This window comes from Kitasatospora sp. NPDC001261, from assembly GCF_042896795.1.
Taxonomy (GTDB): Bacteria; Actinomycetota; Actinomycetes; order Streptomycetales; family Streptomycetaceae; genus Kitasatospora.
Genome location: NZ_JBIAXP010000021.1, coordinates 140,532 through 156,115, shown reverse-complemented (window position 1 = coordinate 156,115; position 15,584 = coordinate 140,532). Strand labels below are relative to the sequence as shown.

Here is a 15,584-nt window from a genome sequence, read left to right as displayed (position 1 = left end):
CTCGTCCCCCTTCCTGCTGCTGGTGTTCACTTCCCGGTGCCCACGGATACGCCGAGCACCTCGCTCACGATCCGGTGCAGCAAGCTCTGCTGGCGGCCGAGGACCCGGTCCACCACGGTGGTGGACCGGCCGGCGGCCACCGCCGCCTCGCGCAGCTTCTCCAGATCCTTGCCGGTCCGGTTGAGCTTCCTCCTCGCTTCCGTGATCACCCAGTTGCTCACGTCCTCTGCGGCCTGGCCGTCCTTCGCCGCCCACTGAGCCTCGAGATCGTCGAGCGCCTCCTCCAGGTCGAGTGCTTCTTTACCCTCGGGGTCGATCAGGTCCAGCACCTGACGCTCGACCAGGCGGCGCTCGGTCGGGGAGTCCCACAGCACGTGGATCAGGACCGCCACGTCGTGCTCGCCGACCTCGGTGCGCCCGTCCAGCCACGCGCTGGCCTGCATCAGCCGCACCGACTGGCGCCAGCGGCGGTCCGAGGCGATCAGCCCCTCCCTGCGCAGCGCAGCCCGCAGCGCCCCGATGGTGTCCACGATGACTTCCGGGACCAAGACAGCCGGCACCGCGGTGGCCACCGCGGCCTTGAGCTCCTTCAGCGTCACCGTGGTGCGCACGGTCGGCGCGGACGCGGCCGTGGCCGAGCGGATCAGCGCGGCGAAATTGGCCGGGTCGGTCAGGTAGTCGACTTCCAGGCGTACCAGCAGCCGGTCGTAGATCGCGGCGCTGTCCTCCCCGGAGGGCAGTTCGTTCGATGCGGTGATCGCGCCGATCAGCGGGCAGGGGATCGGCGCGCCCCCGGATTCCGGGTGGTACAGGCGTTCGTTGAGGTAGGCGAGCATCTCGTTGAGCGCGGCCGTGCTGCACTTGAAGATCTCGTCGACGAAGCCGACGTCGGCGGTGGTAGCCCGGCCGTCGAACACCTGGCGGTACTCACCCAGGGCGAGGGCGCCGACGTCCACCGGCCCGAAGATCTTGGTGGGCGGTGTGAACTTGGACAGCAGGATCTCCCAGTACCGGCTGTCCTCGATCCTGCCGGCCAGCTCGCGGGCGAGCTCGGACTTGGCGCTTCCCGGCGGCCCCAGCAGCAGGCTGTGCTGGCCGGCCAGCAGCGTCACCACCAAGGTGCGCACCACCTCGTCGCGCTCGAAGAACCGGCCCGACACCTCCTTGATGACGGCCCGCAGCCGCTGAGCCGTACCGGCCGCTCCGTCGGCCGCGAACGTGCCCGACGCTTCATCCACCACAAGGACTCCCCACTCCAGCTGACCGCCGCTCAGGCATGCTCAAGCCTATCGGTTGAAGGCTGCAAAAACGTACGTTTTTGCATAGGCTTACCCTGGTTTCCCAAGGGCTTTCTGTGCACAGTTGTTCCGATGGTGAGTCTCTCGCCGCCAGCCACCCACGCGGGGTTCCAGCACCGCGACGCCGCGACCACCGAGGGGAGAACCCAGTGCCTCGTCCCGCCCAACCGCGCCCGGTCCTGGCCGGCGTCGCCGGCCTGCTGGTGCTGGCCGCGGCCACCGCCTGCACCCCGCTCGGCACCTCGGCCGGTGCCAGGTCGACGGTCGCCGCCCCGAGTGCGAGCGCGGACACCTCGGCCCAGAGCGCGGGTTCCCTCGCCGTCGGGCCCGGGCCGCAGGCCACCTACACCGTGGCCGTCCAACCGCCCCCGGGCAGTTGCCGATACCGGTACGCCAACGGGCAGCCGCTGCCGGACCCGGCCTGCACGCCGGGAGCGGTGTCACCCGCGGTCACCCAGGCCAACCTCGACAGCACGATCTGCCGGAAGGGCGGCTACACCGCGAGCGTCCGGCCGCCGGTGGCCGTCACCGACGCGGAGAAGCGCGCCAGCGCCGCCGCGTACGGATACGCCGGCTCCCTCCACGACGCCGAGTACGACCATCTCGTGCCGCTCTCAGCCGGGGGAGATCCCAACGACCCTCGGAATCTGTGGCTGGAAGCCCCCTCTCCGGGCCACCGGCCGCAGGACGGCTTCGCGAACCCGAAGGACGACGTCGAGGACCGGATCCACGAAGCGATCTGCTCCCGGCGGGTGCCGCTCGCCAAGGCCCAGAAGGCGGTCGCGGAGAACTGGACGACCGCCCTGGCAGCTCTCGGGCTCGCCCAGTAGGCACGCCGGTTGGCCAAGAAGGCGGGACGTGCAGCAGAGTTGGGCAACGGCCGGGGGAGAGCCCCCGGACAGGATGGGGAACCGTGGGGGTACGGGATGGGCAGGCAGAAGGCCAGGCGAAGCCGACCTGCCGGTGTTCGCGGCCGGCACGTCCTGCTCGTCGCGGTCGACGGAGCCGACCTCGGTCTGCTGCCGGGTGCTCCCGTCTCCTTCGCCGCGTACTGGGCTGAGGTGGATGCTCGGGCCCGGGCTGCGGCACGGACGGGGCGGCTGGTCCTGCTCCGGCCGCTGGTCGCCTTCGACTACGCGAGGTTCTGCGACCAGCATCGGCTCGACCCTCGCAGTGCGGCCGCCTTGGCCGCGTACGAAGCTCTGCCGGTGCCGGAGCAGGAACTGACCGAGTACCTCGGCGATCCGCCCGAGGTACTGCTGAACGTCCTCCGGTACGAGAGGGAAGCCTGGGCGACCGGCCTCCGGTCGAAGGCGGTGCTGGCCGCGGTGGTCGAGGAGCACGGTCCGGTCGCCGAGCGGGAACTGCGCGGGGAAGCGGGGAAGATGCTCGACGCTCTGCTCGACGGCGCCCAGGCGGGCGACGAGCTGACCCTGGTGGCGAAGGCGGCCGGCCTGTCCCTCGGAGCCCATGCCGGGGCGGTCAGGCTGGTCGGGGGGCGGCCCGCCCTCGACGATCGTGACCGAGGTCGGCTGGAGACGCTGCTGGCCGCCGCCCTGCCGACGTCCGCCACCGGTGTTGCCGCGCTGACCTCGGCGCCGGCCGGCAGCGCGGCCGAGCGCGTACTGGTCTGGGAGCTCTCGCCTGCGGGGCTGGTGCCGAGCGAGCACGGCGAGCTGATCCTCGCACCGGACGGACCGCGCTCCGGCAGCCCGAAGGCCGAGTACCTGCCGGGGTTCGCCCTTACCAGGAGGTAGTGCCACCAGGGAGCATGGGGCCTTCGGCCCGACCGAAAAGACTCATGCGTCCTTGGTTCGGGTGTAGACCGCCTGGAGCTCGCCGTACTCGGTGACCGTGTCGACCATCGTCATCCCGAGGGACTCGAGGAGCCGCCGCGACGGTGTGTTCGCGTGCTGGGTGACGGCTACCACCGAGCGGGTCTGCCCGGCGGCCTCGGTCCAGTCGAGCACCGCAGCGACGGCCTCCTTGCCCACGCCCTGGTTCCAGTGGGCCGGAAGCAGCTGGTAGGACAGCTCGATCGTCCCCGGCCCCCGACCGTCGGCCTCCACCGTCACCAGGCCGATCGCCGGCCCGCCGGTGGCGAGTACTACGGCGAACGCGCCAGGCGCGCCGACGTACCGGGCCTTGCGGGCTTCGGCCTTGGCCGGGGAGACCGGGCCGCCGAGGTGCCGTCGGACCCGGGGGTCCTGCCAGAGCTCGACGAGCACGGGAAGATCGTCCTCCTGCACGGGGCGCAGGAGTAACCGCCCCGTCTGCAGGACGGCTGGCCAGGGGGCGCCCAGCGCGCTGGTGGAGTCAGACACGTGCCCATCTTTCCGGGCCAGGTCCCCGGGCGAGGGCCGGAACTACAACGTGGTCACTCCACCAGGTGACCAGGTCAGCCGAACTGGTCAAAATCTTTACCGGTCAAGATTTTGACCAGTAGGATGCCCAGAGGTGAGGCTGGCTGCGCGATCCGGCCCGGGGAGAGGATGACGATGACCGAGGATGTGCTGGAGATCGCCTTCACCCGGCGCTCGTTGCGGGCGCTGGACGGTCTGGTCGAGCAGCTGCGCGCGGCGGGGCTGAAGTGGCTGGAGCTGCACGACGTCGCCGGCCACATTGCCGCCGTGACGGAGTGGCTGGGACACCGGGACCTGCTGGAACTGTGCTCACGCACGGGCTGGCCGATGCCGACGTCGTCGGGAGTGGACCACACCACGCCGGCGGCACTGGCGGTGACGCGGGCCAAGCAGCGGCTGGAGAAGGCCATGCTCGCCGACCACCGCGGAGGAACCAGCGCGAACGAGGTCGCAGCGCGGGCCAGCAGCGTCCACAGTCGGCCGATCGCTCTGGACATCCTGGCGGCGGAGCGCCTGCTGGCCGACGCGGTCACCGCCTTGACCCCCTGGTTCGAAAGGGACGTGCCCCTGCACCTCTTCCCGGGCCCCGCCGACCGCAGGCGGACGCTGGAGCTCAGCGCCCTGTGGAAGGTCGAGGGGGAGGGGGTGGACCAGGCCGTTCGACGCGAGCTGCTCGAAGGCGTCGACGAAGCGCTCGCCGCCCTGGGGCTGGCCCTGCGCGACCTGGAGACTAAGGCCGCCTGCGACAGTGCAGCCCTTCTTCCCGGCGACCACGCCGTGGTCGAGCTCTACCGCGCGCAGGAGGGCGCCAAGGCCCTCTGACCTCCTGGACCGTGGCGTGGCGACCGCGGCTCGCTGGACGACCTCTGGTGTCGCGTCAGCCGCGGCGGCGAGGTTACCCCCGGGCGGGTGCCACGCTTCCGAGTAGGTTGCCCGGAATCGACCGTTTAGGCTCGTGCCTCGAACGAGAGGACTGGTGGGCCACGTGGGTAGGTGGGAGCGCGCGCTGGACGCGGCAGGGGTGCAGGCCCCCGAGCTGCGGGCGGACTACGGCCGGCAGCGGCAGCAGGTCGCCGACTACAAGCGCGAGGTCGCGGTGGCAGCCGCCATGCTGCTTCCGGAGCGGATGGTCCCGCACGTCATCGCCGCGGCCGCCTTCATGCACCGCACCGACACCCTGCTCGACAGCGGTCCGGCCGAGGGCCGCCGGGAGGCGTCCGTGCGGTGGGGCGAGCAGGTCGTCGAGAGCCTCGACGCCGGCCGCACCGACGACCCCGAGCTGCGCCCCCTTCTGCACAGCATCAGCGCGCACCCGGCCCTGCGGGAGCGGGTGCTGGCGTACCTCGCTGCGGCGGACGCGGACCTCGACTTCGCCGGGTTCGCCAGCGAAGTCGATTACCAGCGCTACGTCGACGGGTACTCGCTGCCGGGCTTCATGGTCGTCGCCGGCCTGCTCGGCCCGAGCGGCGACCAGAGCGCCTTCGACGCCGTCTGCCGGACGTACATCGACGGCAGCCAGCGGCTGGACTTCGTCAACGACCTCGCCGAGGACCTCGCGGACGGCCGGCTGACCATCCCAGAGCAGACGCTGGCCCAGCACGGCGTCACCCGCGCCGACCTCGAGCAGGCTCGGGACCTGCCGTCCGTACGGGCGCTACTCGGCGACCTGCTCGACCAGGTGGACCGCACCCTCGCCGAGGGCAAGGCCGTCGTCGACCTCGTGCCGGCCGCCCACCAGCCGATGGTCCGGTGCATCGTCGGGGTGGACGAGCTCACCAGCGCCGCCGCCCGCGCGGACCTGGGCGCTGTGCTGCGACGCTCGGCGAGCCCGTCCAAGCCGGCCGCACTGCGCCTGCTGCTTCGCGAGTGCCTCCGGGCCCGCCGGCTCCGGCGCTGACTTCCTGCGCGAGGCCCTCGCTCCCGGGGGCTCTGGCCTACAAGGATGTCCGGCCGGAGCACACGAACGAAGCAGGAGCCATGATCCGTCCCAGCTGGACCGACACCACCGCGGCGCTGGCCCGCCGGGCCGAGCTGGCCGAGACCGTGGCTCAGCGGATGCGAGACGCGGAGGCCGACTTCGGGCACAGCGAGCGGGAGACCCAGGAACTCTTCGCCCTCGTCGCCCTGAGCCGGGCACGCGACGCGGCGCTGCTCCGGGCGGCTGGCTCCGCCCTGCGCCGCCGCGCCGCCGGCCGATCGGCCCCGCTGTGGCTTCCACCGAGCCGGGTACTGCCGGGCGAGGCGGCCCCTCGGTGGTGGCGGCAGGTCGTCACGCAGACCGACGCCGGAATCTGGCGGGCCATCCCGCAGCCGGGGCCAGAGACCGCCCTGGGCCAGCTGGACGACCCTCTGGTCCAGGAGGTTGCCAAGGGCGCCCGTCTGCTGCAGACCAGCCTGGTCGGCTACAAAGGCCGGGACTCGAGCTACGAGGCGTTCGTTCCGGACGGCGGCCCCCTGCAGGGGCGAAGTGTGCCGCCGATCCCCGGGCTGAGTCCGGAGCGCAGTTGGAAGGCGAACCTGCTGCTGGGCCACGGCAGCGGGTTCCGCGTCAAGGCCGATCGGATGGACGAGTTCGCGCAGGCCAACCAGGACAGGCACGCGGTCTGGGAGAGGGCCAGGACCTACGGGGCGGCAGTCGTCGTCCTGCTCCGCGCTGTCGCCTGAGTCGCATGGTCGGGCCGGTGTCTTCGACCGCCCTAAACTGCTCGGTGTTCGAAGACGGTGAGGTGTTCCTCCCGCACACCGGCAGAAGGAGATCCAGTGCCCCACTCGGTGGCCCCGACGCTCGCTGATCGCCTCGCCGTCGTCGAGCTGGAAACGGTCAGCGCCGCCGAGATCGCAACAGCGACGGGACTGTCCGTCTCCACCGTTCGCCGACTCAGCAAGGAGCCGGGCTGGCCGGGATTGGTCAGCACCGCCGAGCAGCGCGAGCAGCGGTTCCCGCGCAAGGCGTGCGTGCAGTGGTTCCGCGACAACCAGGCCTCGCGGATCGACGTGACCGAGCTACCGGGGGACGACAGCGACCGCGTCACGATCACCGAGATCGCGAGCCGGACCGGCCTCAAGCGCGGCTCCGTCAGCCCGATGCCCACCTTGTACGAGAACAGCGCCGACCCGTTCCCCGCCGCCGACGCCCTTGGCACCTACAGCTGGGGAGAGGTGAAGCAGTGGCTGAGCCGGCGGTCCGGTCGCACCGGCCCCCGCGGCACTGCCGTAGCCCCGGCCCCGGCCGAAGTTCCGACCGCAGGGCCGACGCTCGACGTGCTAACCGCCGCCATGATCGAGCAGCTCACCGGCCGGAGCAAGGAAGCCGTCAAGACCCTGGTGCGCAGGCCTGAGATCGCCGGCCTCAGCAGCGGCAAGGTCGGACGCTCGCGGGTGTGGCCCGCAGCTGACCTGCTGCCCGTGCTCTGGCGACTCGGCTACCTGCCGGAATCTGGACCGCTCTCCGCCGAGCAGACCGAAGTCCTGATTGAGCTCGGCTACCTTCCCGCTGCCGGGCAGGAGGTGAGCGTCGAGCAGGAAGCCGTGCTGCGCGAGTTCGGCTACAACCCCCGGGGCACCGCGGAGCAGCGTGCTTGGATGGCAGGACCTCCGCGATCGGCCACCGAGCTGGCCGCCTACTACAGGGTCACCATCAGTGCCATCAGCCACAGGCTCAGCCGCGCAGTGGCGGCCGGCGGCACCGTCCCGTCGGCGATCGACACCGAGAACGGCACGCAGTACGACCCGAAGGAGTTCGACGAGTTCTGGCGCCGCACCAGCGGCACCCGCACTAGGTAGCCGCTGCCGCTCAGTCTCAGCGGTCAAAGAGCTGGACGAGCTCCGCGGCCTCCGCTGCGCCCAAGGTCACCAGCACGCGGTTCCGGAAGGGCGACCGGACGGTGAAGATCAGCCGAAGCAGGGGCCAGGGTCCGCGGAAGCTGTGCCCCGCGACCGCGTCTCCGCCCATGATCGTGAAGTTGAAGAAGGCCGGCTGGACGAGGCCGGGCGGAGACAGGTCGAGGTCGAGGCCGGACCGTACGTCCAGGTACGGCGGCATCTCGTAGCAGGCATGCTCGACCAGCCAGTGCGCAAGCCGATCGCGCACCCAGTCCAGATGGCCCCGGTCCCCGATCGCGAGTGCGACCGCGACGTCCAGGTCGGCGGCCCCGGTGGCCGGCTGCCGGGGATCTCGGACGGTCAAGATCCATCCCGGATTACCGCCCCTGGCCATGCTGGGTCCGGTGGTCAGGGCGAAGACGTCGTTGACGTTGATGCCGTCGAGCGGCGGCCTGACCAACTGGGGCTGCGATCTCCTCGTCACAACGGGCACAACGACCAGCCCTTCGCCCTGGATACCGCCGGGGCCGCCCTCAGCTGGCCGCGGCCTCGCTGGGGCCGAGCTCCCGCAGTCGGCGCTCCAGTTCGGCGAGCTCGCGGGTCTCCTTGGTCTCGCCGGAGACGTAGTAGGTGTTCCACCGCAGGGTCCGGGCGCGTTCTTCGAGCGCCTGCCTCTCGGGGGAGACCGGCGGATCGGGCTGTCGACGAAACAGGTTCAGCAATCGCACCAGTTCAGGGTAGGTGTCGGGTTTCGAGGCAGGGAGGGGTCAGCGGTGTCGTGTGCGCCACCCGCAGCTGCGGGCCGACACAGTGGACTGCGGGCACCAGCAGCGCGGAGAAGCCGGCCGGACCCCGACCTACCGTCCCGCGGTGAGGCGTACGAGCGCCCCGCGGTCAACCGCGTCCTGAAGGAGCTCCTCGCGTTCGCTCGGGGTGAGGATCTCGGGGCAGTCCACGATCACGACGTCGCCGGGGCCGAGGGCGAACTCGGCAGCGCTACCTCCGGTGCCGCGGGCCTGCTGTCGCTCGGTGAGCCAGCGGGAGAGCGTGTAGACCGGGGCGCCGTCGAGGGACTCCGCGAGGATGTGGGCGGAGAGCTGCGCTGGGCTGATGCCGATGACCTGGCCGCCGCTCGCGCGGACCGCGCAGGCGAGCAGCTCCAGCATGGTGCTCCGGCCGGTGCCCGGGATGCTGACGATGGTCTCGACGGGCTGCTCGCTCATCGCGAGGGCGCGGGCCTGCTCGACTTGGCCGGCCGTCAGCGGGTGGCCGGGGTTCTTGGCTTGGTACGCGGCGACGGTCCGCTCGAAGACGTCGGGTGAGACGGCGGGGATGACGGTCATGCCGGGGATGATTCCACCCTCGGCCGACCGTCTGCTTCGCCGTCCTCGAACCAGCCGTGTGCCGGGCCCCGGCGTTCCGGGCTCCTCTGGGCGGCGATCCCGTAGGGTCCGTTGTCGTGGATGACCAGGTGGCCGAGCGGATCCGGTTGTTCGAGCAGGTGCGCGCCGTTCCGTACGCGACGGACGGAGCCCACGATGCCGAGAGCCTGATGGTGATCGGCCGCGGTGACTGCCTGGCGAAGGCGGACTTCCTGCTTCGGGGATTCCTGCTGCTGGGCTACCCGGCCCGGCGGGTCCGCTGGTTGTACCTGCTGCCGGAGCAGCCGGCCGAGGTGCACCAGCTCGTCTCCCGCCAGGACGCGCACTCCGCCGTCGAGGTCTTGCTCGCGGAGGTGTGGGTGCTGGTGGACGCGACACATGACCCGGCGCTGGCCGGCGCCGGGCTCACCGTCGCTTCCTGGGACGGTTGGACGGACACGCTCCCCGCCTACCCGCCGCTCGACGAGATCTGGAGACCGGGGGACGGCCCCGAGCCGGTGCCCAACGGCGGCCGTCCCGGTCCCGACCCGGCTGGCCCCGGGTACCGGGTGGCGTTCAACCGCTGGCTGCGTAGCGTTCGTGGTGCTCCCGCTCGCTGACCGTCGTTTCTTCAATCACGGACGCCGAACGCGGTCGAGGCCGTGGACAGCGCGATGGCTTGCTACGCGGCCGCGCGGGAGCCCGGCCATGACGTGAAGCCGCTCCAACAGCACCGACGTGTCGCCCTGCGTGGTGTGGTCGCCACCGAGTCGGATCCGCCGGTACCGCTGCTCTTCGGGGTCCCAGGCCATGGCGTGCCGACTCCATCCCTCCATGGCGCACCACCAACTTCCGCGGCGGGTCCACCTGGGCGGCAGCGGCCGACCAGGGAGCCGGCCCCACTCGCCGCGCAGGGCCGGCTGGTCGAAGTGCGCGCCGTACGCCACGACCGTCGCCGCCGAGGCGAGAACCTGGTCCAGCTCGGCGGCGATCGCCTCGAAGGCGGGGCAGCCGATCAGATCCTCGTCCTTGATCTTGTGGACCTTGACGGCCTCGGGGTCCTGGAGCCGGCCGGGGTGGATCCGCTGGAGGTAGCGGACGGTGCCGGTGGTGTCGAGGACGCAGACCTCCACGATCCGCGGGTTCGTGAGCCGGTCCGTCTCGACGTCGACCAGCAGGACCCGGCCCGGAGGCTGGGCCAGGAGCTGCTGGGCCTCTTCGGCAGCTTGCCGCCGGGCGCCGAGGAGCTGGGCAAGGTGGGTGGCCGGCAGTCCGGCCAGCTCGTCCGGCCAGGTCTCGCTCGCCACCGCCGCCGACGCCCAGGCGTCGGTCACGGCTGGTCCAGGTCGCTGGCAGCGGCCGGGGGCGCGAGGTGCTCCCGGATCTGCTGGAGCACCCCGAAGAGCCGCTCCGCCGGCTTGCTGCGCTGGCCGAGATCCTCCTGGGGGACGTCCAGGAGGACGGCGAGGTGCTGCGGCAGCGGCGTCGCGCGGCGCTTGATCTGAGCGATCGCCTGGTGGACCTGCCGGCGGTAGTCGAGGGGCTCCAGCTTGCCGAGCTGGCCCTTGCGCGCGTTGACGGGGTGAACCGCGTGCCGCAGGTTCTGGATCATCCATGGAGGGATGGTGTCCCAGGCCGGGTCGCCCGCGGGTGGCAGCGGGGTCCAGGTCCTCTCGGCGTCGGCGACGGCACGCAGCGCGCTGTCCTGGTCGGCGAAGTACCGCTGTCCGGTCGGCTGGAGGGCACGGCGCCGGTGTGTCGCAGCCCACCGGCCCGACTGCCGCGGGCTGAGCGTGCCGATCGTCCGGCCGGCCGACCTGACCAGGTACGCACCGGGGTGGGCCTGGTCGGGGACGAGCTCCAGGCCCTCGGGCTCCTCGACCGGGACGGTCGTCGGTGTGTCCTCGGCGGCGTCCCGCTCGGGCTCGGCGGCCGGGGTCAGCGCCGCGAGACCGGTCCGTAGCTCCATGAACGCGGTGGCCTGGTCGGCGAGCTGCTGCCGCAGGGGAGAGACCACCTCCGTCTCGTACCGGCTGCGCTCGGCGGCGAACTGCTCGGCCTGGGACGCCTTCTCGGCCTGCACGGTGGCGAGGTCAGCGCCGGCCTCGCGCAGCTGCGCCTCCAGCGCAGCGACCCTCTGCTGAAGCTCTGAGACCCGGGGGCGGAGGATTTCGAGTTCGCCCTCCGCCCGGCCGGCGGCCGCCGTCAGCTCGGCGTGGGCGGTGGCCAGCTCGCGGTGCTCGTCGGCGAGGCCCTCGTGCGTCTCGGTCAGGTGCTCGTGGCGGCCGGTCAGGGCTTGGTGCTGGTCGCGCAGCTCCTGGTGCTGCGCGACCAGCAGGTCGAGCGCAGCGCGGTCGACCTTGGCCTGGGCGTCGGCTGCGGCGGCTTCCCGCTGAGCGGTGGCCGCCTCCAGGAGGGCAGCGTCGCGCTCTTCGGCGGCGTCGGCAGCCGCCTGCTCGTCCTCGGCGGACTTCGCCTGGGCGGCCGCCATGGCGGCCTGTGCGGTGGTGACCTGTTCGAGCGCCGCCTTCTCGACGGCCTCGACGTGCTTCTCGGCGGCGAGTTGAGCGGCCTGGATCCGGTCGGAGGCCGCTCGCTCAACGCCTTCGATGTGCTGCTGAACGGCGTCGGCGTCGGCCGCGGCCTGCTCGCCCTCGTTGATGGTCTGGAGGGCTTCCAGCAGCCGGGGGCCGAGCGCGCCGACCAGTTCCCGGTCGCGCTCGCGCCGGGCGAGGAGCTGGGGGAGGGGGTCGCGGGGCGGCTCCAGGGCCGCCTGTTGCTCGCGGGCCTGCTGCTGCCGCTCCAGCTTCTGGTAGTAGCGCCGGGCGAACTGCCGGTCCTTCTCGTTGTTGTGCGCCGGGCAGTACTTCGACTGCGGGCCGGTCTGCCCGTCCTTGCGGGGTGTCCGGGGGTTGGTGCACTCCGGGTACTCGCAGTTGGCACCGATGCCGGCGGCCGCGAGGCGGCTGCTCAGCCAGGTGTCGGGGTGGAGCTGCGGCGCGGTGGTCATCCCGGTCTTCCCTGGGGCGCGAGGGGGGTAGGCGGGGCCGCCGGGGGCCTCACCTCGGTGTTTTCCAAGGATAGCGAACTCACATCAATATCTCAACTCAATTCAGAGATGACGTTTTTTGATGTTCATTGATGTGACTTGAGATGCGCTCTGAACTGCATAGATCCGCTGTGCGGCCATCTAGCATGCGAAGTGTATTAGCCGCCCAGTTAGTCCATAAGCTGCTTCAGGCGTCTCAGAGTGCCCTGTGGGGCCGGATCGGGGCGAGGGGTCTCGCCGGACCCCGGAGGACAGGTTGAATTTTCAATCGTGTCGATTCGGCCCCGCCGAGGCCCTGATTCCCGATACGCTCTCCTTATCCGGAATCAGAATCCGGCGAGGACACGACAAGCAGCGTCGGCGGGCAGCCCGCGTACGCAACAACTTCGCCAGGACGGCCCGAGAGCGTGGGGGAGCAGATGCCGCGAGAGATCCCGCAGGAGCAGGAGCCGCCCACCGAGGCGGCCTTCGCCACGGCCCGGCGGCTGCTGGAGGCCGAGGCCCTGCGCCGCGGTGTCGGCCTCGCCCAGCTCATCGACGGTTTCGCCCGCAGGGGCCGCGCGCTTCCCCCCGGCAGCTACGACGGCATCACCGTCCTGGGGCCCCCGAGCAGCGGGAAGACCAGCCCGGCCGATCGGATCCGGGCCGACCTGGCCGCCCGCGGCCTCCTCTACCGGGAGCAGACCGTCGCCCGCGACGGCGCCGCGTACGTCGAGTTCAGCGTCGCGCGGCCGCAGCCCGGCGAGGGCGGCGATCGGTGATGACCCGGGATCAGATTCCGCTCGCCCCGGCTTCGTGGGTGCCGGCCAGGGTGAAGCCGGAGCACCTGCGCGCCCTGACCGTGCTGGTCGGCGACCAGCAGCGCGACCGCTCCGTCCTCGTCGCCGACCGTGCCGGCAGGCTGTCCGTGGTCACCGCGGATGCCGCCGGAGCGGGCTGCCTGGCGGGGGAGCTGCGGCTGCTGGCCACCCGGGCCGACCTCCTCGACGCCGGTCTCATCGAGTCCTGGCGGGCCGGACGGCTCACCGGCCCGGTCGTCGAGGTGTGCACCGCCGAGGCCGCCTCCCTCAACGCCGCCGAGCTGGAGCTGCTGTGACGCTGCGGCAGATCCCGCAGAACGGAGCGGGCATGAAGGTCACCGTCGACCTCGACCCGGCGCAGGCCGGTGCCTTGGAGAAGGCCGCGCGCGACTGGGGGGTGACGCCCGGGCAGCTCCTGGCCATCCTGGCCGGCCTGGTGCGGGTGGACACCTCCTTGGCGGACGAGGGCTTGGGCGGCCCGGTCCTCACCCTGGACGCCGGCGCCCCGCTGGGGGAGCCGTGGTGAGCCGGCCGGAGAACCTGCGGCACGCCGGCTCCCGGGTCTTCAGGACCGCGCCCCTTGGATCGTTCGGGGAGGGCCGGTGAGCGCCATCGCGCCGTCTCGGGCCGCCGCCGCGCTGTTCGCGGTACCGCGCCCGGCAGCAGTAGCTCCGCGCCCGCTCAGGCCGGCGGGGACACCCCTGCGGGTGGTCGCGCTCGCGCTGAGCCGGACCACCCGGATGGCCGCCCAGGCTTCGTCCGTCGCCCGGCGGCTGGCCCGGCTGGGGCCGGACGTCGACGTGGTCGGGGGATCCGCCCACTGCTGCACCCCCGCCCAGGCATGCCGGCTGCTGGGGACGGACGCGGACCTCCTGTACGCCTGCGGCCACCACTGCTGCGACCCGGTCCAGCCGCAGTTCCTCGGACTCGACCTGCACACCGCGAGCTGGGCCTTCCCCTCGATCACCGCGCCGGCGCTGGTCCTGGACACCTGCTGCGGCGCCGAGGACGACCTGCTGGGCGCGATCGCCGCCGCGCGGCCCCGGCAGTTGCCGCCCGCGGTGGTGTTCACCACCGACGCCGGGAAGGTCGCACCGTTCAGCCACGACGTGCTGTTCCGCCCGCTGCTGCAGGCCGCGCTCACCGGCGGTCGGCCGGCCTGCTGGCAGCAGCGCCTGGAGGACGCGATGGCCCAGGCGCGGGCGTCGAAGGAACTGCAGTCCCACACCCTGCGCGACTGGGATCGCTGGGGTGTCCACCAGGTTCAGGGAACGAGGTAGAGATGGGCAGCGAACTCGCCCTGACCGGCGGCAAGGCGCCTCCGGCGCGCCGGGCCCCGTCGGTGCTGCACCGCGCGGAGGCCGACGTCCTCACGCCGGGCGGGCACCGGCTGTCAGCGTCCGCGGCCCGCAAGTTGAGCGAGGCCGTCCCGCAGAACTCCCGCAACGCCCGCGCCACCCGCTGGCGCACCTTCGAGCTGTGGGCGGAGACCTACGGGTGGAGCACCGACGAGCCGGGCGCGGTGGCCTCCCACCTGGCGGAGCTCGGCGACCGCGGGCACCGCTCCACCGTGCTGGAGTCCCACTACGGCACCCTACGGGCGATGCGGGCCGTCGCCGGCCGGCCGCTGGACGCCGCCGAGATCAAGCTCTGCCAGACGATGATCCGCCACCGCGCCGGTGAGGAGGCCGACGACCCGCAGGTCGAGCCGGGCCCGCTCCAGGCCGACCCCGTGGACCTGGACGAGCTGCGGCTGATGGTGCGGACCCTGGACCGCACCACCGCCCGGGGCAAGCGGGACGCCGCAGTCATGATCATCTCGTGGTGGATGGCCGCCCGCGGCTCCGAGCCGGCCCGGCTGAACATCCACGACGTCAAGATCACGACGGTGAAGCTCGAGGACGAGTCCGGCCGCGAGGTCGCCCACCCGGCCCTGATCATCAAGATCCGCCGCTCGAAGGCCGACCAGGCCGCGCGCGGCCACGAGGTGCGGATCCTCGCCCCCGGTGACCAGGAGCTGTGCCCCATCCACGCCCTGCGCGAGTGGCTGGACGTGCTGGCGGACGACGACCAGCTGGTTCCGGGACCGCTGCTGCGCCGCATCGACAAGCACGGCAACATCGGTGCTCGGGCGGCCGGCCGCCAGCCCAAGGACCCCGCCCGGCGCGGCGGGATCTCGGCGGAGACGATCAACGACATCATCGGCGCCGCCGCCCGCGCCGCCAAGCTCGTCCCCACTCCCACCTCTGAGGAGGCCGCGGCCGCCGCCGGGGCGAAGCAGGCCGCGTACGCGGCCGCCGCCGCAGCAGCGACCGCCGAGGAGGGCAACCTGATCGTCAAGGCCTGGCGGACCGCCAAGCGGGCCGCCCGCGCCGCGGTGCGCCGGATCACCGCGCACTCCTTCCGGCGCGGCTGCATCCAGGCCATGCTCGCCGCCGGGAACCCGCCGGACGTGGTCGCCCTGCACTCCCGGCACTCGCAGCGCAGCACAGCCTTCGACGAGTACCGGCAGAAGAAGGTGCCCTGGAAGCAGAACCCGACCCTCGTCCTGGGCCTGGCTGCCTGACCGTCCGTCATCAGAACAGGAGTACGACCGCCCATGCCGACCCGCTACCCGACCGACCTGCCGGAAGTCCCGAACGACCGCTGGAACGCCGAGAAGGTCGCCGAGAACGAGATCGTGATCCCCGACGAGGGCTGGGGCCGGTCGATCAGCCACTTCGCGATCGACGCCGAGAACGGCCCGGAGGCCGAGAAGCGGGTGCTCGCCTGGATCAACCACGACTACGAAGACGATCTCCGTCGTGCTACTGCGGAGGCCGTGGCAGAGTTGGCACCTGGCCGGTGGCGGGTGACGCTGACCGTGCTCGGCGAATTCTGACTGTCCGACA

20 protein-coding genes are annotated in these 15,584 nt (G+C 72.1%); 13 read left to right on the top strand and 7 right to left on the bottom strand.

Annotated features, from left to right (window positions below; translation table 11 throughout):
- Positions 1-26 precede the first annotated feature (26 nt).
- The gene (locus ACFY4B_RS27240) at positions 27-1,238 is read right to left on the bottom strand and encodes an AAA family ATPase (RefSeq protein ID WP_387972124.1); all 1,212 of its coding nucleotides are present in this window, start codon (positions 1,236-1,238) and stop codon (positions 27-29) included.
- Positions 1,239-1,447: 209 nt separating this feature from the next.
- Between ACFY4B_RS27240 and ACFY4B_RS27235 the strand changes: the two genes are divergently transcribed.
- Together ACFY4B_RS27235 and ACFY4B_RS27230 are read left to right on the top strand one after the other, a co-directional pair.
- Positions 1,448-2,128 (top strand): hypothetical protein, encoded by a 681-nt coding sequence (locus ACFY4B_RS27235; protein ID WP_387972121.1) that lies wholly within the window; start codon positions 1,448-1,450, stop codon positions 2,126-2,128.
- A 96-nt stretch (positions 2,129-2,224) separates the two neighbouring features.
- Positions 2,225-3,055 carry a hypothetical protein gene (locus tag ACFY4B_RS27230; protein ID WP_387972118.1) on the top strand — a complete coding sequence of 277 codons (831 nt, stop codon included), beginning with the start codon at positions 2,225-2,227 and terminating at the stop codon, positions 3,053-3,055.
- 42 nt (positions 3,056-3,097) lie between these two features.
- Here the strand turns inward: ACFY4B_RS27230 and ACFY4B_RS27225 are convergent, their stop codons facing one another.
- Positions 3,098-3,622, bottom strand: coding sequence for a GNAT family N-acetyltransferase (locus ACFY4B_RS27225; protein WP_387972115.1), 525 nt, complete (start codon positions 3,620-3,622; stop codon positions 3,098-3,100).
- A 174-nt stretch (positions 3,623-3,796) separates the two neighbouring features.
- Here ACFY4B_RS27225 and ACFY4B_RS27220 point away from each other — a divergent pair, with 174 nt between their 5' ends.
- The 4 genes from ACFY4B_RS27220 (at position 3,797) to ACFY4B_RS27205 (ending at position 7,444) form a co-directional block, all read left to right on the top strand.
- A complete protein-coding gene (locus ACFY4B_RS27220; RefSeq protein ID WP_387972112.1) occupies positions 3,797-4,483 on the top strand; it encodes a hypothetical protein in 687 nt (228 codons plus the stop codon).
- A gap of 163 nt (positions 4,484-4,646) precedes the next feature.
- Positions 4,647-5,558, top strand: coding sequence for a squalene/phytoene synthase family protein (locus ACFY4B_RS27215; protein WP_387972109.1), 912 nt, complete (start codon positions 4,647-4,649; stop codon positions 5,556-5,558).
- Positions 5,559-5,638: 80 nt separating this feature from the next.
- Positions 5,639-6,325: a hypothetical protein gene (locus ACFY4B_RS27210; protein ID WP_387972106.1), complete on the top strand. Its 687-nt coding sequence runs from the start codon at positions 5,639-5,641 to the stop codon at positions 6,323-6,325.
- Positions 6,326-6,421: 96 nt separating this feature from the next.
- Positions 6,422-7,444, top strand: a complete 1,023-nt coding sequence (locus tag ACFY4B_RS27205; RefSeq protein ID WP_387972103.1) for a hypothetical protein — start codon at positions 6,422-6,424, stop codon at positions 7,442-7,444.
- Between the two features lie 16 nt (positions 7,445-7,460).
- Here the strand turns inward: ACFY4B_RS27205 and ACFY4B_RS27200 are convergent, their stop codons facing one another.
- From ACFY4B_RS27200 to ACFY4B_RS27190, 3 genes are all read right to left on the bottom strand, one after another.
- Positions 7,461-7,943, bottom strand: coding sequence for a hypothetical protein (locus ACFY4B_RS27200; protein ID WP_387972100.1), 483 nt, complete (start codon positions 7,941-7,943; stop codon positions 7,461-7,463).
- Positions 7,944-8,016: 73 nt separating this feature from the next.
- Positions 8,017-8,211, bottom strand: coding sequence for a hypothetical protein (locus tag ACFY4B_RS27195; protein WP_387972097.1), 195 nt, complete (start codon positions 8,209-8,211; stop codon positions 8,017-8,019).
- Positions 8,212-8,340: 129 nt separating this feature from the next.
- Entirely contained in the window at positions 8,341-8,826 is a 486-nt protein-coding gene (locus ACFY4B_RS27190) for an AAA family ATPase (RefSeq protein ID WP_387972094.1), read from the bottom strand.
- Between the two features lie 116 nt (positions 8,827-8,942).
- Between ACFY4B_RS27190 and ACFY4B_RS27185 the strand changes: the two genes are divergently transcribed.
- Positions 8,943-9,464 (top strand): transglutaminase domain-containing protein, encoded by a 522-nt coding sequence (locus ACFY4B_RS27185; protein WP_387972091.1) that lies wholly within the window; start codon positions 8,943-8,945, stop codon positions 9,462-9,464.
- A 15-nt stretch (positions 9,465-9,479) separates the two neighbouring features.
- Here the strand turns inward: ACFY4B_RS27185 and ACFY4B_RS27180 are convergent, their stop codons facing one another.
- The gene (locus ACFY4B_RS27180; protein ID WP_387972088.1) at positions 9,480-10,178 is read right to left on the bottom strand and encodes an exonuclease domain-containing protein; all 699 of its coding nucleotides are present in this window, start codon (positions 10,176-10,178) and stop codon (positions 9,480-9,482) included.
- Positions 10,175-11,854 carry a hypothetical protein gene (locus tag ACFY4B_RS27175; protein WP_387972085.1) on the bottom strand — a complete coding sequence of 560 codons (1,680 nt, stop codon included), beginning with the start codon at positions 11,852-11,854 and terminating at the stop codon, positions 10,175-10,177. The genes ACFY4B_RS27180 and ACFY4B_RS27175 overlap by 4 nt, the downstream gene beginning before the upstream one ends.
- A 458-nt stretch (positions 11,855-12,312) precedes the next feature.
- Between ACFY4B_RS27175 and ACFY4B_RS27170 the strand changes: the two genes are divergently transcribed.
- The 6 genes from ACFY4B_RS27170 to ACFY4B_RS27145 all read left to right on the top strand — a co-directional run bounded on the left by ACFY4B_RS27170 (position 12,313) and on the right by ACFY4B_RS27145 (position 15,574).
- Complete coding sequence (locus ACFY4B_RS27170; RefSeq protein WP_387972082.1) at positions 12,313-12,654, top strand: hypothetical protein; 342 nt, start codon at positions 12,313-12,315, stop codon at positions 12,652-12,654.
- Positions 12,654-12,989 carry a hypothetical protein gene (locus tag ACFY4B_RS27165; protein WP_387972079.1) on the top strand — a complete coding sequence of 112 codons (336 nt, stop codon included), beginning with the start codon at positions 12,654-12,656 and terminating at the stop codon, positions 12,987-12,989. Before ACFY4B_RS27170 ends, ACFY4B_RS27165 begins: the two co-directional genes overlap by 1 nt.
- Complete coding sequence (locus ACFY4B_RS27160) at positions 12,986-13,219, top strand: hypothetical protein (RefSeq protein WP_387972077.1); 234 nt, start codon at positions 12,986-12,988, stop codon at positions 13,217-13,219. Before ACFY4B_RS27165 ends, ACFY4B_RS27160 begins: the two co-directional genes overlap by 4 nt.
- A 76-nt stretch (positions 13,220-13,295) precedes the next feature.
- Positions 13,296-13,973 (top strand): hypothetical protein, encoded by a 678-nt coding sequence (locus ACFY4B_RS27155; protein ID WP_387972074.1) that lies wholly within the window; start codon positions 13,296-13,298, stop codon positions 13,971-13,973.
- A 2-nt stretch (positions 13,974-13,975) separates the two neighbouring features.
- A complete protein-coding gene (locus ACFY4B_RS27150) occupies positions 13,976-15,259 on the top strand; it encodes an integrase (protein WP_387972071.1) in 1,284 nt (427 codons plus the stop codon).
- 33 nt (positions 15,260-15,292) lie between these two features.
- Positions 15,293-15,574 (top strand): hypothetical protein, encoded by a 282-nt coding sequence (locus ACFY4B_RS27145; RefSeq protein WP_387972068.1) that lies wholly within the window; start codon positions 15,293-15,295, stop codon positions 15,572-15,574.
- Positions 15,575-15,584: the final 10 nt, after the last annotated feature.

Coding starts and splice junctions, on each gene's coding strand:
- ACFY4B_RS27230 (WP_387972118.1), top strand. CDS start 2,225: ATGGGCAGGCAGAAGGCCAGGCGAAGCCGACCTGCCGGTGTTCGCGGC.
- ACFY4B_RS27220 (WP_387972112.1), top strand. CDS start 3,797: ATGACCGAGGATGTGCTGGAGATCGCCTTCACCCGGCGCTCGTTGCGG.
- ACFY4B_RS27210 (WP_387972106.1), top strand. CDS start 5,639: ATGATCCGTCCCAGCTGGACCGACACCACCGCGGCGCTGGCCCGCCGG.
- ACFY4B_RS27190 (WP_387972094.1), bottom strand. CDS start 8,826: ATGACCGTCATCCCCGCCGTCTCACCCGACGTCTTCGAGCGGACCGTC.
- ACFY4B_RS27175 (WP_387972085.1), bottom strand. CDS start 11,854: ATGACCACCGCGCCGCAGCTCCACCCCGACACCTGGCTGAGCAGCCGC.
- ACFY4B_RS27170 (WP_387972082.1), top strand. CDS start 12,313: ATGCCGCGAGAGATCCCGCAGGAGCAGGAGCCGCCCACCGAGGCGGCC.
- ACFY4B_RS27165 (WP_387972079.1), top strand. CDS start 12,654: ATGACCCGGGATCAGATTCCGCTCGCCCCGGCTTCGTGGGTGCCGGCC.
- ACFY4B_RS27150 (WP_387972071.1), top strand. CDS start 13,976: ATGGGCAGCGAACTCGCCCTGACCGGCGGCAAGGCGCCTCCGGCGCGC.
- ACFY4B_RS27145 (WP_387972068.1), top strand. CDS start 15,293: ATGCCGACCCGCTACCCGACCGACCTGCCGGAAGTCCCGAACGACCGC.